A 23,057-nucleotide genomic window follows, 5' to 3' on the forward strand; every position below is an offset into this window, starting at 1 on the left:
AAGCAGCACCCCGGAGGACAGCTGCCAGGTGGTGATGCCACCGAGCAGCGCGATAACCGCTGGCAGCAATAGCCACCAGACTTTCCCTGGCAAGGCCGGTAGTGGCGTGCGCCATTGCACCAGGGCCAGACTTAGCGCGCAGAAACAGGCAGCCAGCACGGCGCCGGCGATAATGTCGCTGGGCCAATGCACTCCCAGGTAGACCCGAGAGATTGCAATTGCTACGGCCGGAAGGCTGGCCAGCAGCAGCCAGGTCAGGCGCATGCGGGTCGGTTGACCGCGTCCGGCCATGACCCCAAGCAGCAGACAAAAGGCGAATGCCGCCGAGCTGTGCCCGCTGGGGAAGCTGAAGCTGTTCAACGGCTCAAGCAGTACATCGGGGCGGCTGCGGGCGAAAAACGCTTTTAACGCTGTGTTGGCCAGGGCGGTGCCGAGCAGGGTGCCAAACGCCAGGCTGAATGTGCGCCATTGCCGGGTCGCTAGCAGAATCAGGCACAGCACAATGGCGGCGGCCAGCTGCGTGTGCATATCGCCGAGGCGAGTAATCAGCACCATCAGCGTATCCAGCGCCGGAGCGCGATGCTCCTGCGCCAACGTCAGCAGGCCTTGATCGAGCTGGTTCAGGTGTGGCCAGCTGAGCATCAGCACCACCAGCAGGGCCAGGCTTGCCGCCGCCGTCAGTGGGCTGGTGTGGCGTTGCCCACGCAAGCTGCCTTGCACACCGATGCCCACCACCAGCGCTACGCCGGCAGCAATGGCCCCGGCCTGCGGCCAGAAACCCACCGGCAGCGGCAGACGCATGGCCGCGCCGGTGGCCCAGCCGGGCAGCATATAGACGATGGACCAACCGATACCCGCCAGCAGGCTGACGAGAAAAAAGCGCACGAAGGGCATATCGAACATGCCGGCGACCATCGGCAGCATGGGCCGCAGCGGGCCGATAAAGCGCCCGACCAAGAGGCTGGCAACGCCATAACGCACGAAGTAACCATGGGCGCTGTTCAGCCATTGTGGGTGGTGGCGTAGCACCGGCAGGCGGCCGATGTCCTGATGAAAATAGCGCCCCAGCGCATAGGACAGGCAATCGCCCAGCAGGCCGCCACAAAACGCCAGCAGCAGGGTTTCACCCAGACCCAGCGCGCCATTACCGGCCAGGGCTGCGATGGCAAACAGCAGTACCGTGCCAGGCACAAGAAGACCGACAATCGCCAGGCACTCGCCGCAGGCCAGCAAGAATATCGCCAGGCCCAGCCATTCGGGGTTGGCGCTCAGCCAGAGGGTTAGGGTGTCGAACCATTGGCTCATCGGTGGTTATCCAAGGGGGTTAGCAGGTGATAGTCCTGGCCGGCCTTTGGGCCAGGGCAAACTAAGGTTGGGATCGTTGGGCATGCGGTGTCACGGTCACTCGGCAGGGCATAGGCTGGGGCTGTTGCCGTTTTTGGCGCTCAGTAGGGCGCCTTTAAAGGCCTGTGATCATAACAATAAGAGTCTTAACCATGTCTGAACGTGCCCGCGTTAGCAGCGCTCATATCAGCCCCAGTGCCCATTACACAGGTTATGTCTGGTATCGCCATCAACTGGCGGATGTGGCTTTTGCCACCGGCTTCGGGCGTCTTGTGCATGGTTTGCTCAGCCCGATTACCTGGGGGGCTCGGGTCGGCTTCGGCCTGGATATCGAGCAGTTTCTGTTGCAGCGGCATTTGCAGATTGATGCGCAGCTGACTGCGGCGATTGAGCAGGGCGAAGTGTGCCAGGTGGTGGAGATTGCCTGCGGTCTGTCGCCGCGTGGCCGGCGCTTTACTGCACGTTATCCGCAGCTGCGCTATATCGAGGCCGATCTACCGGTGATGGCATCGCGCAAGCGCTTGCTGCTGAATGCCGAGGGGTGGCTGGGTACTCAGCATCAGGTGCGTGCGGTGGATATCCTCGCCGAGGAGGGCAGCCAAAGCCTGGCGGCGCTGTTCGCCGAGCTGGATCACAGCAAGCCGGTGGTGGTGATTACCGAGGGCCTGGTGAATTACTTCGAACTGGCGCTGATCGAGTCGTTCTGGACGCGTTTGGTCGAGCAGCTGCACGCATTTCCCCAGGCCACCTACCTGACAGAGCTGTACCCCGATCTACGTGAGCACCCGCGCTATCGCCAGCTGCGCTGGGGGGTTGGCCTGGTTGGTCGGCTGACCCGTGGCAGCTATCCGCTGCATTACCGCAATGATCAGGCGATTGTGCAAGGCTTTGAGAAATGCGGCTTCAGTCAGGTCGCGGTGTTCGACCCGAGCCGCACCAGCCAGGCGCTTGGGCTGGTGCCGTCGCGAACTGACGGGTTGGTGCGGGTGATTGAAGCGCGAGTCTAAGAGTCTGTTTCGGATCTCGCGAGCTAGAGCGAGGCAAGGCAAAAACAGGCGAGGAAGCGGAGTTTACTGCTGTAAATGAGCATTCTGAGCCTGTTAACGCAGTATCGCCGACGCGCAGCAGATCCGAGACAGGCTCTAGGCGCAGGCAGCTGCAGGCAAAGGTTGTAACTGAAACTGCCTCGCCAGCGCCTGGCTGGCCTGCTGGTCGCTGTGTGGGAAGACAAAGGCCAGGCCGTTGTGATCCTCACGCAGCGGTAGTAGGGGTTGGGCGGGCAGGTCCTTGCACAGCAGTTGCCAGCCCCGCATACCGCAAATCGCGGGCAGATCGCCCTGCAACAGCCCGCCAAAAAAGCCCAGCTCGCGGATATCCACTGCCCATTCGCCGCCTTCGACATGTTGCAGGCGAGCGTGGCGCTGGCTGGGTGGTAGGCGTGGTTCGTGGCGTTTTTCCAATTGCAGCAGTTGCGGGCCGGTCAGCAGGCTGCTGCCTGGGCTGCAGTTTGGTAGGACTTCGCCGCGCAGAAACGGGCTGTACAGTCTGGCGCAGGCATCGCGTTGTTCGAATTGCGCCAGGTGGTCGGCGTTGTGGATCAGCGCGCAACTGGCCTGGGCGCAGGCGGCGGCAAAGTGCGCGTGCTCCCAAGGCTGGGTGAAGTGATCGTATTCGCCGGCCAGTACTAGGGTCGGGCAGCTGGGGTGCGTACGAAAACCGTGGAACTCCAGCAGGCGCTGGCTGTTCTGCCGATAGCGCTCGATATCCGCTGGAGATAAGCGCTGGATCTGCCGCAGCAGCGCCTTGCGAAATACTGGAGCTACGCCGGTCTGCTCCAGGCGCAGGGGGTTGAGCAGGCCCGTCAGCGCGCCGTGGGCAAAGGCCTCGCAACGACCTTCGGCCAATAACGCCAGGCCTTCCTGCAGCAGCAAACGCGCGCCGGGGCGGCCGAAAGCGGTGATGCCGGCCAGCAGCACACGGGCGCAGCGCGCCGGGTGACGGGCGGCAAACAGCGCCGCCAGGGCCGAGCCATAGGACAGGCCGATGGGCATCAACGGCGGCAGGTCGAGTTCGTCGGCGAAGGCGGCGATCAGATCGGCCAGCTGTTCCAGGCTCAGGTCGGGCACCAGTTGCAGGTTGCCACCCTGGCTGGGCAGGTCGAGCAGAATCACTGGGTGGTCGACGAGCAGCTCGCTGACCTCGGCGGCAAACGAGCGAAAGCTCTGGAATGCGCCACCGAGCAGCAATACGGGTGGGCGTGGGTCTTGGCTGCGGTAGGCATGCGCCTGGTAGTGCAGGCGCAGGTCGCCGAGATGCAGCACCTGCGGGGCTTCGTTGAGTTGTGCGGCGCAGTAGTCGGTACGGTAATGCATGCTGATCCCACCCCGGCGGTCGGCCGCCTATCTTGCTTTTGATGGCAAGGTAAACATTCGGGCGGTTTTTGTTTACCTAACCTTCGGGCGGCAAAGTGGTGCTGGTGTCACTGTTTCTCTGGCCGGCCAGCCGGTTGTGGGCTGGCGGCGTTACCGCACGTGCTGACGAACGCGCTGTATACCGTCCGCCGCGCAGCGCTGGGCGTGGAGCGGCGCGACCGTTATACTCAGCGACTTTTTTCAACCGCCAGGCCTGCCAAGACCATGACTGAGTCCGTGCTCGACTATATGACCCGCCTGGGACAGGCCGCCCGCAAGGCTTCCCGCGTGCTGGCGCTGGCCAGTACCGCGCAGAAGAACCGTGCCCTGCAGGCCGCCGCTAGCGCGTTGGACGGTGCCCGCAGTGAACTCACCGCCGCCAATGAGCTGGATCTGGCCGCCGGTCGAGCGGGTGGTCTGGAGCCGGCGCTGCTGGATCGTCTGGCCCTGACCCCGGCGCGTATCGACGGTATGATCGAAGGCCTGCGTCAGGTCGCCGCTCTGCCCGACCCGGTGGGTGCAGTCCGTGATATGAGCTATCGTCCGTCGGGAATTCAGGTGGGCAAGATGCGCGTGCCCCTAGGTGTGATCGGCATCATCTACGAGTCGCGGCCCAACGTGACCATCGACGCCGCCAGCTTGTGCCTGAAGTCGGGTAATGCCACCATCCTGCGCGGCGGCTCCGAGGCCATCCACTCCAATCGCGCGATTGCCGTCTGCATTCAGCGCGGTCTGGCCGAGGCCGGGCTACCGGCGGCGGCGGTCCAGGTGGTGGAAACTACCGACCGCGCCGCAGTGGGTGCGCTGATCAGCATGCCTGAGTTCGTCGATGTGATCGTGCCGCGCGGCGGCAAGGGTCTGATCGAGCGCATCAGTAAGGATGCCCGGGTGCCGGTAATCAAGCACCTGGATGGCATCTGCCACGTCTATGTTGATGCCCTGGCCGACCTGGTCAAGGCCCGCGATATCGCCTTCAACGCCAAGACCTACCGCTATGGCATCTGCGGCGCCATGGAGACCCTGCTAGTGGATCAAGCGGTGGCAGCCGTCTTTCTGCCGGCCATGGCCGAGCGCTTTCGCGAAAAGGGTGTCGAGCTGCGTGGCTGTGAGCGCACTCGGGCGTTGATCGAGGCGTTGCCGGCCACGGACGAAGACTGGAACACCGAGTACCTGGACGCGATCCTGTCGATCCGTGTGGTCGATGGGCTGGAGCAGGCCATCGAGCATATCAACCAGTATGGTTCGCACCACACCGATTCGATTGTCACTGAGCACCAGGGCCATGCCCGGCGTTTTATCGCTGAGGTGGATTCCAGCTCGGTGATGCTCAATACCCCGACCTGTTTTGCTGACGGTTTTGAATACGGGCTGGGCGCGGAGATCGGTATTTCCACCGACAAGCTGCATGCCCGTGGGCCAGTAGGCCTGGAAGGGTTGACCTGTGAGAAGTATGTGGTGATCGGCGACGGGCAGTTGCGCGGCTGATGGCCAGGCGCTTGGGTATCCTTGGCGGCACCTTCGACCCGGTGCATATCGGTCATCTGCGCAGTGCCCTGGAAGTGGCCGAGTTTATGGCCCTGGATGAGTTGCGCTTGATCCCCAGCGCCCGCCCGCCCCATCGTGGTGCGCCTCGGGTCAGTGCGGCGGATCGCTTGACCATGGTGGGGCTGGCGGTGGATGGGGAACCCTTGTTGAGGGTGGATGATCGCGAGCTGCAACGCGACAAACCGTCCTACAGCATCGACACCCTGGAGTCGTTGCGCGGCGAGTTGGCAGCGGATGATCAGCTGTTTCTGCTGCTGGGCTGGGATGCCTTCTGCGGTTTACCTAGCTGGCAGCGCTGGGATGAATTACTGCAGCACTGCCATATTCTGGTGTTGCAGCGCCCGGATGCCGACAGTGAAGCGCCCGAGGCGCTGCGTAATCTGTTGGCGGCACGCAGTGTGAGTGACCCTTCGGCCCTGAGCGGGCCGGGCGGGCAAATTGCTTTTATCTGGCAGACACCCCTGGCGGTGTCGGCTACCCAGATCCGTTCGCTACTGGCGAGCGGAAGGTCGGCACGTTTTCTGGTGCCTGACGCGGTACTGGCCTATATCCATGCCCACGGACTGTACCGTGGCGCGAATTGAACACGAGGCAAATGACTGACTTATGACAAAGGCAAACATGACAAAGGCAAAAATGCAGAGCGAAGAACTGGTCAAATTGGCTATCAGCGCGCTGGAAGAGATCAAGGCACAGGACATCACCACCATCGATGTGCGCGGCAAGACCAGCATCACCGATTTCATGCTGATCGCCAGCGGCACCTCCAGCCGTCACGTCAAGTCGCTGGTCGACAACGTGCTGGAGAAGGTCAAGGAGCAGGGCGTGCGCCCGATCGGTACTGAGGGCATGGACACCGGCGAGTGGGCACTGCTCGACCTCGGCGACATCGTGGTTCACGTGATGCTGCCCACTGCTCGTCAGTTTTATGACCTTGAGCGTCTGTGGCAGGGTGCCGAGCAGAGCCGTGCGCAGTTCAGCGCCGAGCCAGGTCCAGAGCAAGAATAAGGACGCGCAGCGGTGCGGATCAAACTGATCGCCGTCGGCTCGCGGATGCCACGCTGGGTGGAAGAAGGCTGGCAGGAATATGCCAAGCGCATGCCCAGCGAGTTGTCCCTGGAGCTGGTAGAAATTCCGCTGACCACGCGCGGCAAAAATGCCGATGTGGCGCGGATGATCCGCCAGGAAGGCGAGGCCATGCTGACCAAGGTGCAGCCAGGGGAACGCATAGTGACCCTGGAAGTCGAAGGGCGACCCTGGAGCACCGAGCAACTGGCGGTCGAGCTGGACAAATGGCGTCTGGATGCACGCACCGTCAACCTGATGGTCGGTGGCCCGGAAGGGCTGGCACCTGAGGTGCAAGCCCGCAGTGAGCAGCGCTGGTCGTTGTCGCCGCTGACCTTGCCCCACCCGCTGGTGCGGATTCTGATCGGCGAACAGATGTACCGTGCCTGGACTGTGTTGTCCGGGCACCCTTATCACAAATGATTTTTCATAAGTAACCAGCAGCCACCGATGCCGCAACCTATACGCCTCAAAGACCACGAGAAAGACGGCCGCCTGATCCGCAAGCGCGCGGTGGTCGGTGCCGTGGTGTTTTTGTTGCTGACCTCGGTGCTTGTGGCGCGCATGTATTACCTGCAGGTGGTGCAGTTCGAGCACCACACCACCCTGGCGGAAAACAACCGCATCCACGTACAGCCGATCCCGCCGAGCCGTGGGCTGATCTTTGATCGCAACGGGGTGATCATCGCCGATAACCGCCCCAGCTTTAGCCTGACCCTGACCCGCGAACGCGCCGGTGACTGGCCGCAGGTGCTCGATGCGATTGTTGAGGTGCTGGAATTGGGCCCCGATGAGCGTGCGCTGTTCGAGCGTCGCGTGCGTCAGGGGCGGCGGCCGTTTGAGCCGGTGCCGGTGCTGTTCGAGTTGAGCGAGGAGCAGATTGCCCGTGTGGCGATCAACCAGTTCCGTTTGCCAGGGGTAGAGGTCGCCGCGCAGTTGGTGCGGCATTACCCGCTAGGCGAGCATTTTGCCCATTCGGTGGGTTATGTCGGGCGGATCAACGAGAAAGAGCTGAAAGAACTCGATCCGGTGGCCTACAGCGGCACGCACCATATTGGCAAGACCGGTATCGAGCGCTTCTATGAAGATGATCTGCACGGCCAGGTGGGATACGAGGAAGTCGAAACCAATGCCCGTGGCCGCGTACTACGGGTGCTCAAACGCACCGACCCGACGCCCGGCAAGGACATTGTGCTGAGCCTCGATATACGTTTACAGGAGGCCGCCGAAAAAGCGCTGGCCGGCCGACGTGGGGCGATTGTGGCGATTCAGCCGCAAACCGGTGAAGTGCTGGCGATGGTCAGCCAGCCGAGCTTCGACCCCAACCCCTTCGTCACCGGGATTGGCTTCAAGGCCTATGCCGATTTGCGCGACTCCATCGACCGGCCGTTGTACAACCGTGTATTGCGCGGCCTTTATCCACCGGGCTCGACCATCAAGCCGATGGTCGCGGTGGCGGGCCTGGATGCTGGCGTGGTGACGCCGCAGACCCGAGTATTCGATCCCGGCTTCTACCAGTTGCCCAATCACAGCCACAAATACCGTAACTGGAACCGCAGTGGCGATGGTTGGGTGGAGATGGATTTGGCGATTGCCCGCTCCAATGACACCTACTTCTACTCGCTGGCGCACAAGATGGGCATCGACCGTATGCATGACTACATGACCCGTTTCGGGCTGGGTCAACGTGTGTCACTGGACATGTTCGAGGAAACTGCCGGGCTGATGCCGTCGCGTGACTGGAAACGGGCGCGTTACCGCCAGGCCTGGTATCCGGGCGAGACGCTGATTCTTGGCATCGGTCAGGGCTATATGCAGACCACCCCGCTGCAACTGGCTCAGGCCACGGCGTTGATGGCCACGCGCGGTAAATGGATTCGTCCGCACCTTGCGAAAACTGTTCAGGGGCGTGCGCCCGTAGACTCCAACCCACTGCCGGATATCGTGCTGCGTGACCCGAAGTTCTGGGATAGCGGTCGCCATGGCATGGAGCAGGTGATGCATGGTCCGCGTGGCACAGCGCGCAAAGTGGGTGATGCCTCGGTCTACCGGATTGCCGGCAAAAGCGGCACCGCCCAGGTAGTGGCGATCAAGCAGGGTGAGAAATACGACCGCAGCAAGGTTGCTGAACGCCACCGCGACCACGCCCTGTTTGTTGCTTTCGCGCCGGCGGATAACCCGCAGATCGCCGTATCGGTGATGGTCGAGAATGGCGAGTCGGGTTCCGGGGTGGCCGCGCCAGTGGTCAAGCAAGTGATGGATGCCTGGCTACTGGATGAAAACGGTCAGTTGAAAGCCGAATTTGCTCCGCCTGTGGCGGCTGAGGTCGCTGCGCCATGAGCAATAACTTTGACCGCAACCTGTCCTCCGAAGACCTGCTGCGCCGCCGCGCAACCTTGCTGCAGCGCCTGCATGTCGACGGCATTTTGCTGGTGCTGTTACTGATTCTGGCCGCTGGTAGCCTGTTTATCCTGTATTCGGCCAGTGGCAAGAACGTCGATATGCTGATGAAACAGGCCAGCTCCTTCGGTATCGGCCTGGTTGGCATGTTTATCATCGCCCAGTTCGAACCACGCTTTATGGCGCGCTGGGTACCGTTGGCCTATGTCGGCGGGGTGGCCTTGCTGGTGGTAGTGGATGTCATGGGACATAACGCCATGGGCGCCACACGCTGGATCAATATCCCTGGGGTGATTCGCTTTCAGCCTTCGGAGTTTATGAAGATCATCATGCCAGCGACCATCGCCTGGTACCTGTCCAGCCGCAGCTTGCCGCCCCGGCTCAAACATATCTGCATCAGCCTGGCGATGATCATCGTGCCCTTTGTGCTGATTCTGCTGCAGCCGGACCTGGGCACCTCACTGCTGATCATTACCTCGGGCTTTTTTGTGTTGTTTATTGGCGGGCTGCAATGGCGCTGGATTGTCAGTGCGGTGGTGGCCGTGATTCCGCTGGCCATTGGCATGTGGTTGTTTGTGCTGCGTGAATACCAGAAGCAGCGCGTGCTGACCTTCCTCAACCCGGAAAGCGATCCGCTGGGCAGTGGCTGGAACATTATCCAGTCCAAGGCGGCGATTGGCTCGGGCGGGGTGCTCGGCAAGGGCTGGCTGCAAGGCACCCAGTCGCACCTGGATTTTCTACCGGAGAGCCACACCGACTTTATCATCGCCGTATTGGCCGAGGAATTCGGGCTGGTTGGCGTGTGTTTGTTACTGCTGGTGTACATGCTGTTGATCGCACGCGGTCTGGTGATTACCGTGCAAGCGCAGACGCTGTTCGGTAAGCTTCTCGCCGGCGCGCTGACCATGACCTTCTTCGTTTATGTCTTCGTCAATATCGGCATGGTCAGCGGCCTGCTGCCGGTGGTGGGTGTACCGCTGCCGTTTATCAGCTATGGCGGCACTTCGCTGATCACCCTGTTGGCAGGGTTTGGAATTTTGATGTCGATCCACACTCACCGTAAGTGGATGACACAGGCTTGATTGGGATTATGAATTCAATGCAAAACGCGCGTGGTTGGATGGTACGTACTGCACCTTGGTTGGCGTTGACCGGGGTCTGCGCAGTGGCTCAGCCCGTGCTGGCCGGAGATTATCAGCAGTCTGCGCAGGTGACTGAGTTCGTCGGCGAAATGACCCGCGATTATGGCTTTGCCGGTGAACAACTGGTCGAGCTGTTCGCCCAGGTCGAGCGCAAACAGGCGATCCTCGATGCCATCTCGCGGCCGGCAGAAAAAGCCAAGCCGTGGAAGGACTATCGGCCGATTTTTATCACCGACAAGCGCATCAGCAAGGGCGTTGAGTTCTGGAAGCAGCACGAAGCGACTCTGGCCCGTGCCGAAGCCGAATACGGTGTGCCGGCGCAAGTGATCGTGGCGATCATTGGTGTGGAAACCTTCTACGGCGGCAATACCGGCAGCTGGCGGGTGATGGATGCACTGTCGACCCTGGCCTTCGACTATCCTCCGCGCGCGCCGTTCTTCCGCAAGGAGCTGCGCGAGTTCCTCCTGCTGGCCCGTGAAGAACAGGTCGAGCCGCTGAGCATGACTGGCTCCTACGCCGGCGCCATGGGCCTGCCGCAATTTATGCCGAGCAGCTTCCGCGCGTATGCCGTGGACTTCGATGGCGACGGCCATATCAATATCTGGAACAACCCGACCGATGCCATTGGCAGCGTGGCCAGTTACTTCAAACGTCACCACTGGCAGCCGGGGCAGCCGGTGGTCAGCGCCGCCACCGTAAAGGGTGGGCAGGCCGAGCAAGGCCTGACCGTGGGCCTGGACCCGGTGAAGAATGTCGCTGAGCTGCGTGCGCTGGGCTGGACCAGTGCCGACCCGCTGGCGGACGACTTACCGGTAACCGCCTTCCGCCTGGAAGGTGCTGATGGCGCCGAGCACTGGCTGGGCCTGCCTAACTTCTTTGTGATCACCCGCTACAATCGCAGTGTGATGTATGCCATGGCGGTCAATCAGCTGGCCGAGTTGCTGACTGATGCAAGAGCCAATCAGGCACGGGGTAAGAACTGATGTCGCGTTTGCCGTTTAAATTGGCGGCCTATGGCAGCCTGGCGCTGCTGCTGGCCAGCTGCTCGTCCACCCGTGCGCCGCAACCGATTGCGCCGGCGCAGCCAGGTGGCTCTATTTCCGGGCCAGGTGAATTCAACCGGCCGCATAAGGATGGCGCGCCCTGGTGGGATGTCGATGTGTCGCGGATTCCCGATGCCGTGCCGATGCCGCATTACGGTCGGGTCAAGGCCAGCCCCTACACCGTGTTCGGCAAGCAGTACTACCCAATCCCCGATGCCCGTCGCTATCAGGCCGTCGGCCCGGCCTCCTGGTATGGCACCAAGTTCCACGGTCAGGCCACTGCTAACGGTGAAACCTACGACCTCTACGGCATGACCGCCGCACACAAGACCCTGCCGCTGCCCAGCTACGTGCGTGTAACCAACCTGGAAAACGGCAAGAGCGCAATTCTGCGGGTCAACGACCGTGGGCCGTTCTATTCCGACCGGATTATCGATTTGTCCTTCGCCGCAGCGAAGAAGCTCGGCTATGCCGAAAGCGGTACCGCACGGGTCAAGGTTGAAGGTATCGATCCGCACGAGTGGTGGGCTCAGCAGGGCCGCCCGGTGCCGATGGTATTGGCTGCACCGCAGCAAGTCGCTCAGGCCGAGCCGGTTGCGCAGCCTTTCGCGCAGCCCGTTGAGCAGTACTCACCGCCTCCGCAGCAGCATGCCGCCGCGGTGCTCCCCGTGCAGATTGACGCAAAAAAAAACGCTTCACTCGCAGCCTCTGGCCTGTATCTCCAAGTGGCCGCCTTCGCCAATCCGGACGCTGCGGAGCTTCTCAAGGCCAAGTTGAGCGAGACAGTGGCTGCGCCAGTGTTCGTCAGCTCAGTGGTGCGCAACCAGCAGATATTGCACCGCGTGCGTCTGGGGCCGGTGAGCAGCCAGAGCGAGGTTGAGCAGCTGCAGAGCAGCGTGCGCCTGGCCAAGCTCGGTGAGCCAACCCTGGTCAAGTCAGACTGACAGGGCACTTATGGTTCTTCTGCGGGACTAAACAAACAACTCCGGCCAGCCACGGCAGGCCGGGGGGACCAGCACCTTATGCCCACTGGGCCTGTTCACCATCAGCAATCTAGAGAGACGGATGAATATCACCAGCTTTACGCAACGCGTTTTCCTATCACTTTGCCTGCTCAGCGCATCGACCGCCTGGGCCAATCAGCCCGCAATTCCTTCGGCTCCGCAGCTGTCTGCAAAGTCCTATGTGCTGCTGGATGCCGCCAGCGGCAAGGTGCTGGTGGAAAACAATGGTGATCAGCGTCTGCCGCCGGCCAGCCTGACTAAACTGATGACCGCCTACATCGCCACCCTGGAAATCCGTAAGGGCAAGATCGGCGAGCAGGATATGGTACCGATCAGCGAGCACGCCTGGCGTACCGGTGGTGCCGCATCCGGTGGCTCCACCATGTTCCTGCCGGTGAACAGTCAGGCCAGCGTGGATGACCTGCTGCACGGCGTGATCATCCAGTCTGGCAACGACGCCAGCATTGCTCTGGCCGAGTACATCGCCGGCAGCGAAGATGCTTTTGCCGACATGATGAATGAAGCCGCTGCACGTCTGGGCATGAGCAACAGCCACTTTATGAACGCCACTGGCCTGCCGCATCCGGAGCATTACTCCAGTGCTCACGATATGGCGGTGCTGGCTCGCGCGATCATCAATGAAGACCAGGAGCACTATGCGATCTATGCGCAGAAGGAGTTTCTCTGGAACAACATCAAGCAGGGCAACCGCAACCTGCTGCTGTGGCGTGACAAGACCGTTGACGGTCTGAAAACCGGGCACACTCAAGAAGCAGGTTACTGCCTGGTGGCCTCGGCCGTACGTGATGGCGCGCGGATGATCACCTCGGTATTTGGTACCGATAGTGAGTCGGCTCGCGCAGCAGAAACCCAGAAGCTGCTGACCTATGGTTTCCGCTTCTTTGAAACCCGCACCTTCTACAAGCAAGGCCAGGAACTGGCCCAGGCCCAGGTGTGGAAAGGCACCGTGCGCCAGGTTAAAGCCGGCCTTGGCGCTGACCTGAGCCTGACCCTGCCGAAGGGTCAGCTGGAAAAACTGCAAGCCGGCATGATCCTCAACCCGCAGCTCACCGCCCCGATTGCCCAGGGTGAGGTGATCGGCAAGGTTGAAGTGAAACTGGGCGAGGACGTGGTGCACAGCGCGGATCTGATTGCCCTTGAGGCCGTTGAGGAAGGTAGTTTCTTGCGTCGCCTGTGGGATAGCATCAGCCTGTTCTTTTTTGGATTGTTCAACTGATAGCGTGCCCAGCACGCTTCTGCTGACCCGCAGGGGCGTTGTTGTTGCCACGGCTTACGAGGCCGTTACTGCCATGACTCAACCTGACGTCAAATCGCACATAATCGAATTCCCTTGCCCCGACTACCCGATCAAGGTGGTGGGCGACAGCGGTCCCGGCTACAAGGACGCTGTAATAGAGGTCCTGAGCAAGCACGCCGAGGTCGATCTTAATAGCCTGGCCGAGCGCCAAAGCAGCAATGGCAAATACACCACTGTGCAGTTGCACATCATCGCCACGAGTGAAGACCAGTTGCGCGATATCAACAGCGCCCTGCGCGCGACCGGTATCGTCCATATGGTGCTCTGATGAGCCTGCCGCTCGGCTTTCGCGAGCTGGGCCAGGTTGATTACGAGCCCACCTGGCATGCTATGCAGCGCTTTACCGATACGCGCGGCGTGGATACGCCTGACGAGATCTGGTTGCTCGAACACTCCCCGTATTCACCCAAGGCCAGGCCGGCAAAGCCGAGCATGTGCTGTTTCCGGGCGATATTCCGGTAGTGCAAGTGGATCGTGGCGGTCAGGTGACCTATCACGGCCCAGGCCAGTTGGTGGCTTACCTGCTACTTGACGTGCGCCGCAGCGGCATTGGCGTGCGTGAGCTGGTCAACCGCATTGAGCGCAGCCTGATTGATCTGCTCGCCAGTTATGGCGTCAGCGCCAACGCCAAGCCGGATGCGCCGGGCGTGTATGTGGAGGGCGCGAAGATCGCCTCACTAGGCCTGCGTATCCGCAACGGCCGCAGCTTCCATGGTCTGGCGCTGAATGTGGATATGGACTTGCAGCCCTTCCAGCGCATCAACCCCTGCGGTTATGCCGGCATGGCCATGACTCAGCTGGCCGATCAGGTCGCAGGTTCGATAGATATTTGCGAAGTCAGTGCGCGACTGCGTGAACAACTGGTTAAGCAGCTCAATTACCCGCAGCAACAGACCCTGGCGGGCGTAATCGACTGCTAGAACTCGGGTAAACAAACGCCTGACCCAGGCATAGCCCAGGGCAGGCGTTGTACGGCCCGATCAGTTCAGGTTGAGGGCCGGAATCAGGCTGCTGTCGAGCTGTTGGCCCGGCACGGGCACCGGAGCGGCCAGGCCCAGGTTGTTCTTCTCGAACACCTTGTCGGCGCGGTAGCTGGAGCGCACCAGCGGGCCGGCGGCGACTTCCATAAAGCCCTTCTGCAACCCGATCTCGCGGAAACGATTGAACTCTTCCGGGCTGACCCAGCGCTTGACCGTCAGGTGATTGCGCGTCGGCTGCAGGTACTGGCCGAGGGTGAGGATGTCCACGCCGATGGCACGCAGGTCATCCATGGTCTCGATGATTTCCTCGTCGGTCTCACCCAGGCCGAGCATCAGGCTGGTTTTGGTCAGCACGGCCGGGCGATGGCGCTTGGCGTGCTCCAGTGCGCGCAGGGTCTTCTCGTAACCGGCGCGCGGGTCGCGCACCTCGTAGGTCAGGCGCTTGACCGTCTCGACGTTCTGCGCGAACACCTCAAGGCCCGAATCCACCACGCGCTCAATGGCCTGCAGGTCGCCGTCGAAGTCCGGGGTCAGAGCTTCCACCACCACGTGTGGGGTGTTGTCCTTGATCGCTCGTACGCAGGCGGCGTAGTGGCTGGCACCGCCGTCGTCCAGGTCGTCGCGATCCACTGAGGTCAGCACGATATAGCGCAGGGCCATCAGCTCCACCGATTTAGCGGTGTTATGCGGCTCTTCCAGGTCCAGCCAGCCGTTGGGGTTGCCGGTGTCCACTGCGCAGAAGCGGCAGGCGCGGGTGCACACCGAGCCCATCAGCATGATAGTGGCGGTGCCGTTGGACCAGCATTCGCCCATGTTCGGGCAGTGGGATTCCTGGCACACGGTGCTCAGGCGGTGTTCGCTGACATTGCGCTTGACCGCCTCGAAGCGGCTGCCGCCGGGTGCCTTGACCCGTAGCCACTTGGGTTTGGGCTCGAACACCTGAGGCTCACTGGAGGCGCGGCGCTTTTGTCCGTCCTTGATCGCAGTGATGCCTTGGGTGGTGCGGAATTTTTCGCCACTGGCGACGGTTTTAGGCAGGGAGGAATCGGACATCGGCAATCTGGGCTCCGCTAGAGGCTCCGTGGACGAGGCGGCTTGTGGCCGCCGCGCAGCTTATCACAGAAGCTGACCGTTCAGTCCGGCGAGCGCCGCGCGGTTCTGCCGTCCACGGGGGAGGGCGGAGCGCACGGCTCGCGGGTGCTTATCTGAGTTGTTCTAGCAGCTTATGGCTGGGGTAGCCGTCGGCAGGTTGCCCCAGGGATTGCTGAAAGGCACGTACCGCTTTGCGCGTGTTGGCGCCGATGATGCCGTCCGCTGGGCCTGGCTCATAGCCTTTGCTGGTCAGCAGTTCCTGCAACTCAATGCGTTCGCTGCGGCCCAGTTGGCGATCGCCGCGCGGCCATGCGGCCTGCACGCCGGGGTTGCCATCCAGTGCATCGCTGAGCAGGCCGATGGCCAGGGCGTAAGCGGTGGAGTTGTTGTACTTGAGGATGCTGCGAAAGTTGTTCAGCAGCAGGAAGGCTGGGCCACGATGGCCGGCAGGCAGAAACAGCGTGGCCTGGCTTTGCTCGTTGGTATCGATGGCTCTGGCCGGGTGGATGCCGAGGATGCGCCACTGCGCCAGGCTGCGACGTACTTCCGGGTCGGCCAGGGCGTAATCGAAGCCCTGCGGCAGATTCACTTCAAAGCCCCAGGGTTGGCCGTTTTCCCAGCCCGAGGCGTGCAGGTAATGCGCGGCAGAAGCGAGGGCGTCAGGGGTTGAATTCCACAGGTCGCGCTTGCCATCGCCATCAAAATCCACGGCATGCTGGTTGAACGTGGTCGGCATAAATTGGGTTTGCCCCATGGCGCCCGCCCATGAGCCGATCAGCCCCTGCGCCGGACCATCGCCGGCTTGCAGGATTTGCAGCGCGGCCAGCAGCTGGCTGCGCCAGAACACCTGGCGGCGGCCGTCATAGGCCAGGGTGGCGAGGGAGCGGATGACGTTATGGCTGCCGATATTGCCGCCGTAATTGCTTTCCATGCCCCAGATCGCGATCAGCACTTCATGGTCGACGGCGTAGGTGCTGCGGATAGCCTTCAGGGTTGGTCGGTGCTGCGCCTTGAGTAGGCGGCCCTGGGCGATGCGTGAGACGGAAACGGCGCCGTCAATGTAGTCCCACACCGGGCGGGTGAACTCCGGCTGGCTGTTATCGGAGGTAACAACTCTAGGGTCCAGGGTGATGCCGGCGAATGTGCGGTCGAACAATGCGGCGTCGATACCGGCTGCGATGGCATCGCTGCGCAGCAGCATGCGCCATTCATCGAAACTGAGTAACGGGGTTGGGCTGCTGACAACGCTAGCGGCTGGGCTGGCAGGGGCTGTGGTAGCCGTGACTGGAGCGGCAGCAAGCGACTGTGCCGGCGCTTCGGCACAAGCAGTCAGAAACAGTAGAAGGCAGGCGGTGGCAGTGTGGGACAGGCCACGAAGAAGCAGGTAAGGCATGGTGGTCTCGGCACATTTTGCAGGCCGTAACCTTAGCATGATTGAGCTGGTGTGCGGGGGCTGGCGGGCTGTGGCGGGCTTTTCAGGCAGCCAGAACGGATGAAGCCTCCCAGTTTTGCTGGGAGGCTTCGCGGCGGTAGCTGCCTTTGCCTTTGCTTGGCGTTTCCTGGCGTGAGCGAAACAGCGGTTGGGCGATCAGGGATTTGGCCTTGTTGGGGCCGCGTTTGGCTTTCTTCGCCATGACGGTTCCTCGGTAAATGACCTGCACGTCGCAGATGCGTGAAGCATGAGCCGCTCTGGGTAAAAAGTCCAGAGTTCGGCTTCTAGCGACCCAGTCCCAGGCGTTGACCGCAAATACTTAGGGTCAGCAGGCCCAGGCCACTCCATGGATCGCCGGCCGCCTGGCCTTTGATTTGTGCGTCGATCTGCTGAGCATCTTGCAGCAGCGCGGCCCAGCGGGGGGCGGACAGGCGTTGCAGGGCTTTGCTGACCAGCGGGCGACGTTTGTCCCAGACCGGCGGGCGCGCCGAGCTGAAGGCTTTTTCCAGTGGAATGCCCTGGCTGTACTGCTGGGCGATGCTGGCCAGCAGGCGGATTTCTCGGGCCAGGGCCCAGAGAATTACTGGCGGCTCGACGCCTTCACCGCGCAAGCCTTCGAGCATTCGCAGGGCGTGGGCGGCTTCGCCATTGAGGGCAGCATCGATCAGGCCGAACACATCAAAGCGTGCGCTATCGGCGACCGAGGCATGCACGGTGTCGACATCGATCTGCGTGCCTTCGGCGAGCAACTTGAGTTTTTCTATTTCCTGGGCGGCGGCGAGCAGGTTGCCTTCGACGCGCACGGCAATCATGTCCACCGCTTCGGCACTGGCGCTGAGGCCCGCTTGCGCCAGGCGCTGGCGAATCCATTGCGGCAGTTGATTGGCATCTACTGGCCAGATCTGCACGAACTGCGTTTGTGCGCCGTCGATCAGCGCCTTGGCCCATTTGGTTTTCTGCGCGCTGCCGTCGAGTTTTGGCAGGCTGATCAGCAGTACGGTGTCTTCGGCGGGGCGGGCGAGGTATTCGAGCAGCGCTGCAGCGCCTTTGTCGCCAGGCTTGCCGTTGGGCAAGCGTAACTCCAGCAGGCGTTTATCGGCAAACAGCGACAGGCTGGCGCCGGCTTGCAGCAGGTTGCCCCAGTCGAAATTATTGTCGGCGTTGAACACCTGGCGCTCGCTAAAACCCTGCTGGCGGGTTGCGGCGCGAATGGCGTCGGCGGCTTCCTGGCAGAGCAGCGGCTCATCGCCACTAACCACATACACCGGGCTCAGGTTGCCCTGCAGGTGTTTGCCGAGTTGGGCGCCATTGAGTTTCATGGATAGCTAAGTTTCATGGGGGCGCAGTGCGGGGCCGCTGGCGCGGCCCGGCGAGCTTACTGGGCTGGAATCGGCAGCTGGATCGGCGACTGCTGCGGTTGCGCGGCCTGTTGCTGGCGAGCGGCTTCCAGTGCTTCGGCTTCGGCTTGAGCCTTGGCTTCTGCGGTTTGCTGCAGTTGGTCCAGTTGCGCTGGGCTGATCTGCTGCAGGCGCTGAACCAGTTGCTGGATCAGTTCGCGGTTCATTTCCTGGCGGATCTGCGCAGCTTCCTGGTCACCACCAATCAGGTTGTTGCCGTCCTGGGTGTAGAAGCTCTGGGCTTCGAGCTGGTCGCTCATCAGTAGCAGACCTTTGCTACCACGAATCTCGTATTCCAGCGTTTTGCTCAGTTCATACTCGGCGGTGCGTGCCGAGCTGGTGAAGCTGGCTGCGCGGCGGTTTTCCTGTTCGTTGCTCAGCACCAGGTTATAGGGTGCACCCGCGTAGACCTTGACGCCGTTGTTCTGCAGCACATCGCGCACTTGGTTGACGGTTTCGCCATAGGCGTTGCGCGCGCTGACATCCAGCTCCTTGAGGGCGAACTGCACGTCACCGGTGCCGCGCAGCTGGAAGCCGCAAGCGCTGAGCAGGGTAGCCAGGCCAATTACCAACAGATTCCGTTTGATCATCTTTTATCCCCTTGGCGTGTCTTGCGGCGCGCCGTTGTGCGGTCGCGCCGAGCTTAATCAGTTGGTGACTGGTCAGTTGGCAACTAGTTAGTTGGCAACAATGTTGACCAGTTTGCCTGGCACCACGATGACCTTGCGAATGCTCAGGCCTTCGGTAAAGCGCAGTACGTTCTCGTTGCTGCGGGCCGTGGCTTCGACATCTTCGCGGCTGGCGCTGGCAGGCACTTCAATCTGTCCGCGCAGTTTGCCGTTGACCTGGATCACCAGGGTCAGGCTGTCCTGCACCAGGGCGGACTCATCCACCTGCGGCCAGGCGGCGTCGATGATGGCCTCGTCATGGCCCAGTTCCTGCCACAGCTGATGGCTGATATGCGGCGTGATCGGTGCCAGCAGCAGCGCTACCGCTTCCAGGCCTTCCTGCAGCAGGGCGCGGTCCTGAGCGGTGGCTTGTGCGGCTTTCTCCAGCACGTTCATCAGCGTCATCACCTGGGCGATGGCAGTGTTGAATTTGTGGTGTTGGCCAATATCGAAGCTCGACTGTTTGATCGCCAGGTGAATCGCACGGCGCACGGCCTTCTGCTCGTCATTCAGGCTACTCAGGTCGAGTGCACCGGCGATGCCCTGGTTGACGTGGTTTTGCGCCAGGCGCCAGACGCGGCGCAGGAAGCGGTTAGCGCCTTCAACGCCGGAGTCGGACCATTCGCAGCTCATGTCGGGCGGCGAGGCAAACATCATAAACAGGCGGCAGGTGTCAGCGCCAAACTGGTCGATCATCGACTGTGGGTCGACGCCGTTGTTCTTCGACTTGGACATCTTCTCGGTGCCGCCGATTTCCACCGGCAAGCCGTCACTTTTAAGCTTGGCGCTGATGACCTTGGCTTTGCTGTCACGCTCGAGCTCGACATCGGCCGGGTTGAACCAGTCTTTGCCGCCGTTTTCCAGGGTGCGGTAGTAGGTCTCGGCGACCACCATGCCCTGGGTCAGCAGGTTCTTGAACGGCTCATTCGATGACACCAGGCCTTCGTCACGCATCAGTTTGTGGAAGAAGCGCGCGTAGAGCAGGTGCAGGATGGCGTGTTCGATACCACCGATGTACTGATCCACCGGCAGCCAGTGGTTGGCCGCTTCAGGGTCAACCATGCCGCCGGTGTAATGCGGCGAGGCGTAACGGGCGTAGTACCAGGACGACTCAACGAAGGTGTCCATGGTGTCGGTTTCACGCTTGGCCGGCGCGCCGCATTTCGGGCAGCTGCATTCGTAGAATTCAGGCATGCGCGCCAGCGGGCTGCCGGCGCCATCCGGCACTACGTCTTCCGGCAGTACGACGGGCAGCTGGTCTTCCGGTACCGGTACGTCGCCGCAGGTATCGCAGTGGATGATTGGAATTGGGCAGCCCCAGTAGCGCTGGCGGCTGATGCCCCAGTCGCGCAGGCGGAACTGGGTTTTGCGCGCGCCGTGGGCGTTGGCTTCCAGGTCGGCGACTATGGCGTCGAAGGCGGAGGCGCAGTTCAAACCGTTGTATTTGCCGCTGTTGATTGCAACCATCCACTCATCTTTGGCTGCATACCAAGGCTGCCAGCTACTGCGGTCAAAATATGAATCTGGCATATCTCCGCCAGAGCCATCACCGTACCCAGCCCCTCCTCCTTGGCCTCCGCCATAGCCGAGATGTTCTTCTTGCTCGGGCGATAGGTTAATTGTTTTGCGTTGGAGTACCTGAATGATCGGCAGGCTGTACTTATTGGCGAATTCGAAATCGCGCTCATCGTGTGCCGGCACGGCCATCACCGCGCCTTCGCCATAGCCCCACAGTACGTAGTTGGCGACGAACACCGGCAGCTTGTCGCCGGAGAGTGGGTGAATAACAAACTGGCCGGTTGCAACGCCTTTCTTCTCCATGGTGGCCATGTCGGCCTCGGCCACGGAGCCGGCTTTGCATTCGGCGATAAACGCGGCGATGGCCGGGTTGCTTTCGGCAGCGCGCTGCGCCAGCGGATGCTCAGCCGCTACGGCGACGTAGGTAGCGCCCATCAGGGTGTCGGGGCGGGTGGTGTAGACCTTGAGCTGGCCGTCGATGCCGACGCTGGCTTGGTCATAGTCGAACACCACGTCGGCGCCGAAGCTCTTGCCGATCCAGTTGCGCTGCATGGTCTTGACCTGTTCCGGCCAGCCATCCAGTTCGTCCAGGCTACTCAGCAGCTCTTCCGCGTAGGCGGTGATCTTGAAGTAGTACATGGGGATTTCGCGCTTTTCGATCACCGCGCCGGAACGCCAGCCACGTCCGTCGATAACCTGCTCGTTGGCCAGTACGGTCTGGTCCACCGGGTCCCAGTTGACGCTGCCGTTTTTGCGGTAGATCACGCCCTTTTCGAACAGGCGGGTGAACAGCCACTGTTCCCAGCGGTAGTAATCCGGCTTGCAGGTGGTGACTTCGCGGGTCCAGTCCACGGCCAGGCCCAGCGACTTGAGCTGGGTCTTCATGTATTCGATGTTTTCGTAGGTCCACTTGGCGGGTGCGACCTTGTTCTTCATCGCGGCGTTTTCCGCCGGCATGCCGAATGCGTCCCAGCCCATGGGCTGCAGCACGTTTTTGCCCTGCATGCGCTGGTAGCGGGTGATCACGTCACCGATGGTGTAGTTGCGCACATGGCCCATGTGCAGCTTGCCGCTCGGGTAGGGGAACATCGACAGGCAGTAGAAGGTCTCCTTGCCTGGCTGTTCGCTCACTACAAAGGATTTCTGCGCGTCCCAATGGGACTGCGCGGCGGCTTCGATTTCACGGGGCGAGTACTGTTCTTGCATGGCTACCGGCGCTGGGGATAAGGGCTTGCGGGAAACGCCGTAGCATACATGAGCCCCGCTTACTCAGGGAAACCCTGATTGCGCCGCGCCTAACTGGTCGCGCCGTTTGTCGCGAGGCTCTGCCGGTTAAAGCGCGAACGCTAAGCTTGCTATATGGAGCAGCAGCCTGCTCCGGGACGAGGTGAAGGATGGCGGAGTTTCGGCGTGGTGCAGCGAATGGTGGGCTCTATGAGCGGCTGCTGCAACGCCTTGCCATGGCATTGGATGAGGCGGAAAACTTGAGCGCGCTGTCCGTGCAACCGCCTCTGGAGTTGGAGCTGCGCGGCCTGACGGCGGCGGAAATGGAGCTGATTCGCGCTTATTTGGATCGCGACCTTGATTGGCTACGCGGCTGGCATGCTGCAGCGCAGGAAATGGCGCAGATCGAGCAGCTGCCCAGCGTGCGCAAGGTCGGCCGCACCGGCCACAAACCCACTGCGGCGCTGCCCGGCAAGATCAAGCCCCTGCTTAAACGCCGATTACAGCTGTGCTGTGCCCTGTGTGGCACGTTGGCCGGTTGGCAGTCCGGTAATGGCGTACAAGCTTGCAAGGTCTGTGGTTCGCAGTTGTTTCGGGCCAGTAATCATCGATAGGGTCTGTTGCCGTTTCGTTCGCGGCTTGTGCTGAAACGACAACAGACCCTAGGCTTGCGCGCACCCACGGAGGTGCCCAATGCCGATTCGCTACATCCTCAAACAGTTCTTCCTTCCGCCAGGCCTGTTCCTGCTTTTGCTTCTCGCCGCCTGGTGGCTGCGTCGGCGTTTCCCACGGCTGGCGCGGGGGTGTTTTGTGGCGGGCCTGGGCGGTATGTGGCTGTTTAGTCTGCCGGTGGTGGTCGAGTATTCGGCGCGCGTGCTGGAAAGCGAGCCGGCATTGCATGAGCGGCAATGGGCTGATTTGGCTCGGCAGGCTGAGGTGATTGTGGTGTTGGGTGGTGGGCGCGAGCTGGCTGACCCGGGTTGGGGTGCAGATCAGCCCAGTCTGATGGCGTTGGAGCGCGTGCGTTTCGCCGCGCGTCTGGCCAAGGCCTCGGGTTTGCCGCTGTTAACCACTGGCGGCTTGCACTACGGCGTACCGCCGAGTGAGGCGGCGTTGATGGCTGAGGTGTTGGTGCGTGATTACGCCGTGCCGGTGCGTTGGCAGGAGGGCGTGAGCCGCACCACCTGGGAGAATGCGACTCACAGCGCGGAGCTGCTGAAACAGGCGGGAATTAACCGCGTGGTGCTGGTGACCCAGGCCTGGCATATGCCCAGGTCGCGCTGGAGTTTCGAGCAGGCGGGTTTGCAGGTGATCAGCGCACCGATGGGCTTTCTCGGTACGCCCAATGGTCGCCCAGCTGGCGGCTGGCTGCCGGAAAGCAAGGCGGTGTGGCAGAACGGTCTGCTGCTTAACGAGGCCGTGGGGTTGTTGGCTTATCGGTTTTTCTACCGGGCGCCGACGCCAGAATAAGCCC

21 protein-coding genes and 1 pseudogene are annotated in these 23,057 nt (G+C 61.8%); 14 read left to right on the forward strand and 8 right to left on the reverse strand.

Features of this window, described 5'->3' with window-relative positions:
• Nucleotides 1-1,305 (reverse strand): bifunctional DedA family/phosphatase PAP2 family protein (locus tag AC0T4W_RS03325; RefSeq protein WP_476316092.1); only part of this gene is annotated, 1,305 nt, incomplete at its 3' end.
• A 191-nt stretch (nt 1,306-1,496) separates the two neighbouring features.
• On the opposite strand from AC0T4W_RS03325, the gene AC0T4W_RS03330 reads away from it, so the two are divergent.
• Nucleotides 1,497-2,351, forward strand: coding sequence for a class I SAM-dependent methyltransferase (locus AC0T4W_RS03330; protein WP_476316095.1), 855 nt, complete (start codon nt 1,497-1,499; stop codon nt 2,349-2,351).
• A gap of 135 nt (nt 2,352-2,486) precedes the next feature.
• Here the strand turns inward: AC0T4W_RS03330 and AC0T4W_RS03335 are convergent, their stop codons facing one another.
• Entirely contained in the window at nt 2,487-3,716 is a 1,230-nt protein-coding gene (locus tag AC0T4W_RS03335; RefSeq protein ID WP_476316098.1) for an alpha/beta fold hydrolase, read from the reverse strand.
• Nucleotides 3,717-3,980: 264 nt separating this feature from the next.
• On the opposite strand from AC0T4W_RS03335, the gene AC0T4W_RS03340 reads away from it, so the two are divergent.
• The 11 genes and pseudogenes from AC0T4W_RS03340 to lipB all read left to right on the forward strand — a co-directional run bounded on the left by AC0T4W_RS03340 (nt 3,981) and on the right by lipB (nt 14,192).
• On the forward strand, nt 3,981-5,240 hold the full coding sequence (locus AC0T4W_RS03340; RefSeq protein ID WP_476316101.1) for a glutamate-5-semialdehyde dehydrogenase: 1,260 nt from the start codon (nt 3,981-3,983) through the stop codon (nt 5,238-5,240).
• Nucleotides 5,240-5,884 (forward strand): nicotinate-nucleotide adenylyltransferase, encoded by a 645-nt coding sequence (nadD, locus tag AC0T4W_RS03345; RefSeq protein WP_476316104.1) that lies wholly within the window; start codon nt 5,240-5,242, stop codon nt 5,882-5,884. The genes AC0T4W_RS03340 and nadD overlap by 1 nt, the downstream gene beginning before the upstream one ends.
• A gap of 52 nt (nt 5,885-5,936) precedes the next feature.
• Entirely contained in the window at nt 5,937-6,308 is a 372-nt protein-coding gene (rsfS, locus tag AC0T4W_RS03350) for a ribosome silencing factor (RefSeq protein ID WP_160090215.1), read from the forward strand.
• 12 nt (nt 6,309-6,320) lie between these two features.
• Nucleotides 6,321-6,788 carry a 23S rRNA (pseudouridine(1915)-N(3))-methyltransferase RlmH gene (gene rlmH, locus AC0T4W_RS03355; RefSeq protein WP_476316107.1) on the forward strand — a complete coding sequence of 156 codons (468 nt, stop codon included), beginning with the start codon at nt 6,321-6,323 and terminating at the stop codon, nt 6,786-6,788.
• A gap of 27 nt (nt 6,789-6,815) precedes the next feature.
• Nucleotides 6,816-8,705: a penicillin-binding protein 2 gene (mrdA, locus tag AC0T4W_RS03360; protein WP_476316110.1), complete on the forward strand. Its 1,890-nt coding sequence runs from the start codon at nt 6,816-6,818 to the stop codon at nt 8,703-8,705.
• A 38-nt stretch (nt 8,706-8,743) separates the two neighbouring features.
• On the forward strand, nt 8,744-9,847 hold the full coding sequence (rodA, locus tag AC0T4W_RS03365) for a rod shape-determining protein RodA (RefSeq protein WP_476323432.1): 1,104 nt from the start codon (nt 8,744-8,746) through the stop codon (nt 9,845-9,847).
• A 17-nt stretch (nt 9,848-9,864) separates the two neighbouring features.
• Complete coding sequence (gene mltB / locus AC0T4W_RS03370; RefSeq protein ID WP_476323435.1) at nt 9,865-10,890, forward strand: lytic murein transglycosylase B; 1,026 nt, start codon at nt 9,865-9,867, stop codon at nt 10,888-10,890.
• Nucleotides 10,890-11,894, forward strand: a complete 1,005-nt coding sequence (locus AC0T4W_RS03375; protein ID WP_476316113.1) for a septal ring lytic transglycosylase RlpA family protein — start codon at nt 10,890-10,892, stop codon at nt 11,892-11,894. Before mltB ends, AC0T4W_RS03375 begins: the two co-directional genes overlap by 1 nt.
• 121 nt (nt 11,895-12,015) lie before the next feature.
• The gene (locus tag AC0T4W_RS03380) at nt 12,016-13,191 is read left to right on the forward strand and encodes a D-alanyl-D-alanine carboxypeptidase family protein (protein WP_476316116.1); all 1,176 of its coding nucleotides are present in this window, start codon (nt 12,016-12,018) and stop codon (nt 13,189-13,191) included.
• 73 nt (nt 13,192-13,264) lie between these two features.
• Nucleotides 13,265-13,540: a DUF493 domain-containing protein gene (locus AC0T4W_RS03385; RefSeq protein ID WP_476316119.1), complete on the forward strand. Its 276-nt coding sequence runs from the start codon at nt 13,265-13,267 to the stop codon at nt 13,538-13,540.
• Nucleotides 13,540-14,192, forward strand: a pseudogene (lipB, locus tag AC0T4W_RS03390) (lipoyl(octanoyl) transferase LipB). The gene AC0T4W_RS03385 and the pseudogene lipB overlap by 1 nt, the downstream one beginning before the upstream one ends.
• A 60-nt stretch (nt 14,193-14,252) precedes the next feature.
• On the opposite strand, the gene lipA reads toward lipB, so the two are convergent.
• The 6 genes from lipA to leuS all read right to left on the reverse strand — a co-directional run bounded on the left by lipA (nt 14,253) and on the right by leuS (nt 21,565).
• Nucleotides 14,253-15,305, reverse strand: coding sequence for a lipoyl synthase (gene lipA, locus AC0T4W_RS03395; protein ID WP_476316122.1), 1,053 nt, complete (start codon nt 15,303-15,305; stop codon nt 14,253-14,255).
• A gap of 148 nt (nt 15,306-15,453) precedes the next feature.
• Nucleotides 15,454-16,737: a lytic murein transglycosylase gene (locus AC0T4W_RS03400; protein ID WP_476316125.1), complete on the reverse strand. Its 1,284-nt coding sequence runs from the start codon at nt 16,735-16,737 to the stop codon at nt 15,454-15,456.
• Nucleotides 16,738-16,819: 82 nt separating this feature from the next.
• Nucleotides 16,820-16,978, reverse strand: a complete 159-nt coding sequence (gene arfA, locus AC0T4W_RS03405) for an alternative ribosome rescue factor ArfA (RefSeq protein ID WP_304868255.1) — start codon at nt 16,976-16,978, stop codon at nt 16,820-16,822.
• Between the two features lie 82 nt (nt 16,979-17,060).
• Nucleotides 17,061-18,095, reverse strand: a complete 1,035-nt coding sequence (gene holA / locus AC0T4W_RS03410; protein ID WP_476316128.1) for a DNA polymerase III subunit delta — start codon at nt 18,093-18,095, stop codon at nt 17,061-17,063.
• Nucleotides 18,096-18,151: 56 nt separating this feature from the next.
• Complete coding sequence (locus AC0T4W_RS03415) at nt 18,152-18,763, reverse strand: LPS-assembly lipoprotein LptE (RefSeq protein ID WP_476316131.1); 612 nt, start codon at nt 18,761-18,763, stop codon at nt 18,152-18,154.
• 87 nt (nt 18,764-18,850) lie between these two features.
• The gene (leuS, locus tag AC0T4W_RS03420; RefSeq protein ID WP_476316134.1) at nt 18,851-21,565 is read right to left on the reverse strand and encodes a leucine--tRNA ligase; all 2,715 of its coding nucleotides are present in this window, start codon (nt 21,563-21,565) and stop codon (nt 18,851-18,853) included.
• 188 nt (nt 21,566-21,753) lie between these two features.
• Here leuS and AC0T4W_RS03425 point away from each other — a divergent pair, with 188 nt between their 5' ends.
• Nucleotides 21,754-22,197 carry a hypothetical protein gene (locus tag AC0T4W_RS03425; protein ID WP_476316137.1) on the forward strand — a complete coding sequence of 148 codons (444 nt, stop codon included), beginning with the start codon at nt 21,754-21,756 and terminating at the stop codon, nt 22,195-22,197.
• Nucleotides 22,198-22,276: 79 nt separating this feature from the next.
• Nucleotides 22,277-23,053 carry a YdcF family protein gene (locus tag AC0T4W_RS03430; protein ID WP_476316140.1) on the forward strand — a complete coding sequence of 259 codons (777 nt, stop codon included), beginning with the start codon at nt 22,277-22,279 and terminating at the stop codon, nt 23,051-23,053.
• Nucleotides 23,054-23,057: the final 4 nt, after the last annotated feature.

The organism is Pseudomonas sp. C7.1, from assembly GCF_056312395.1.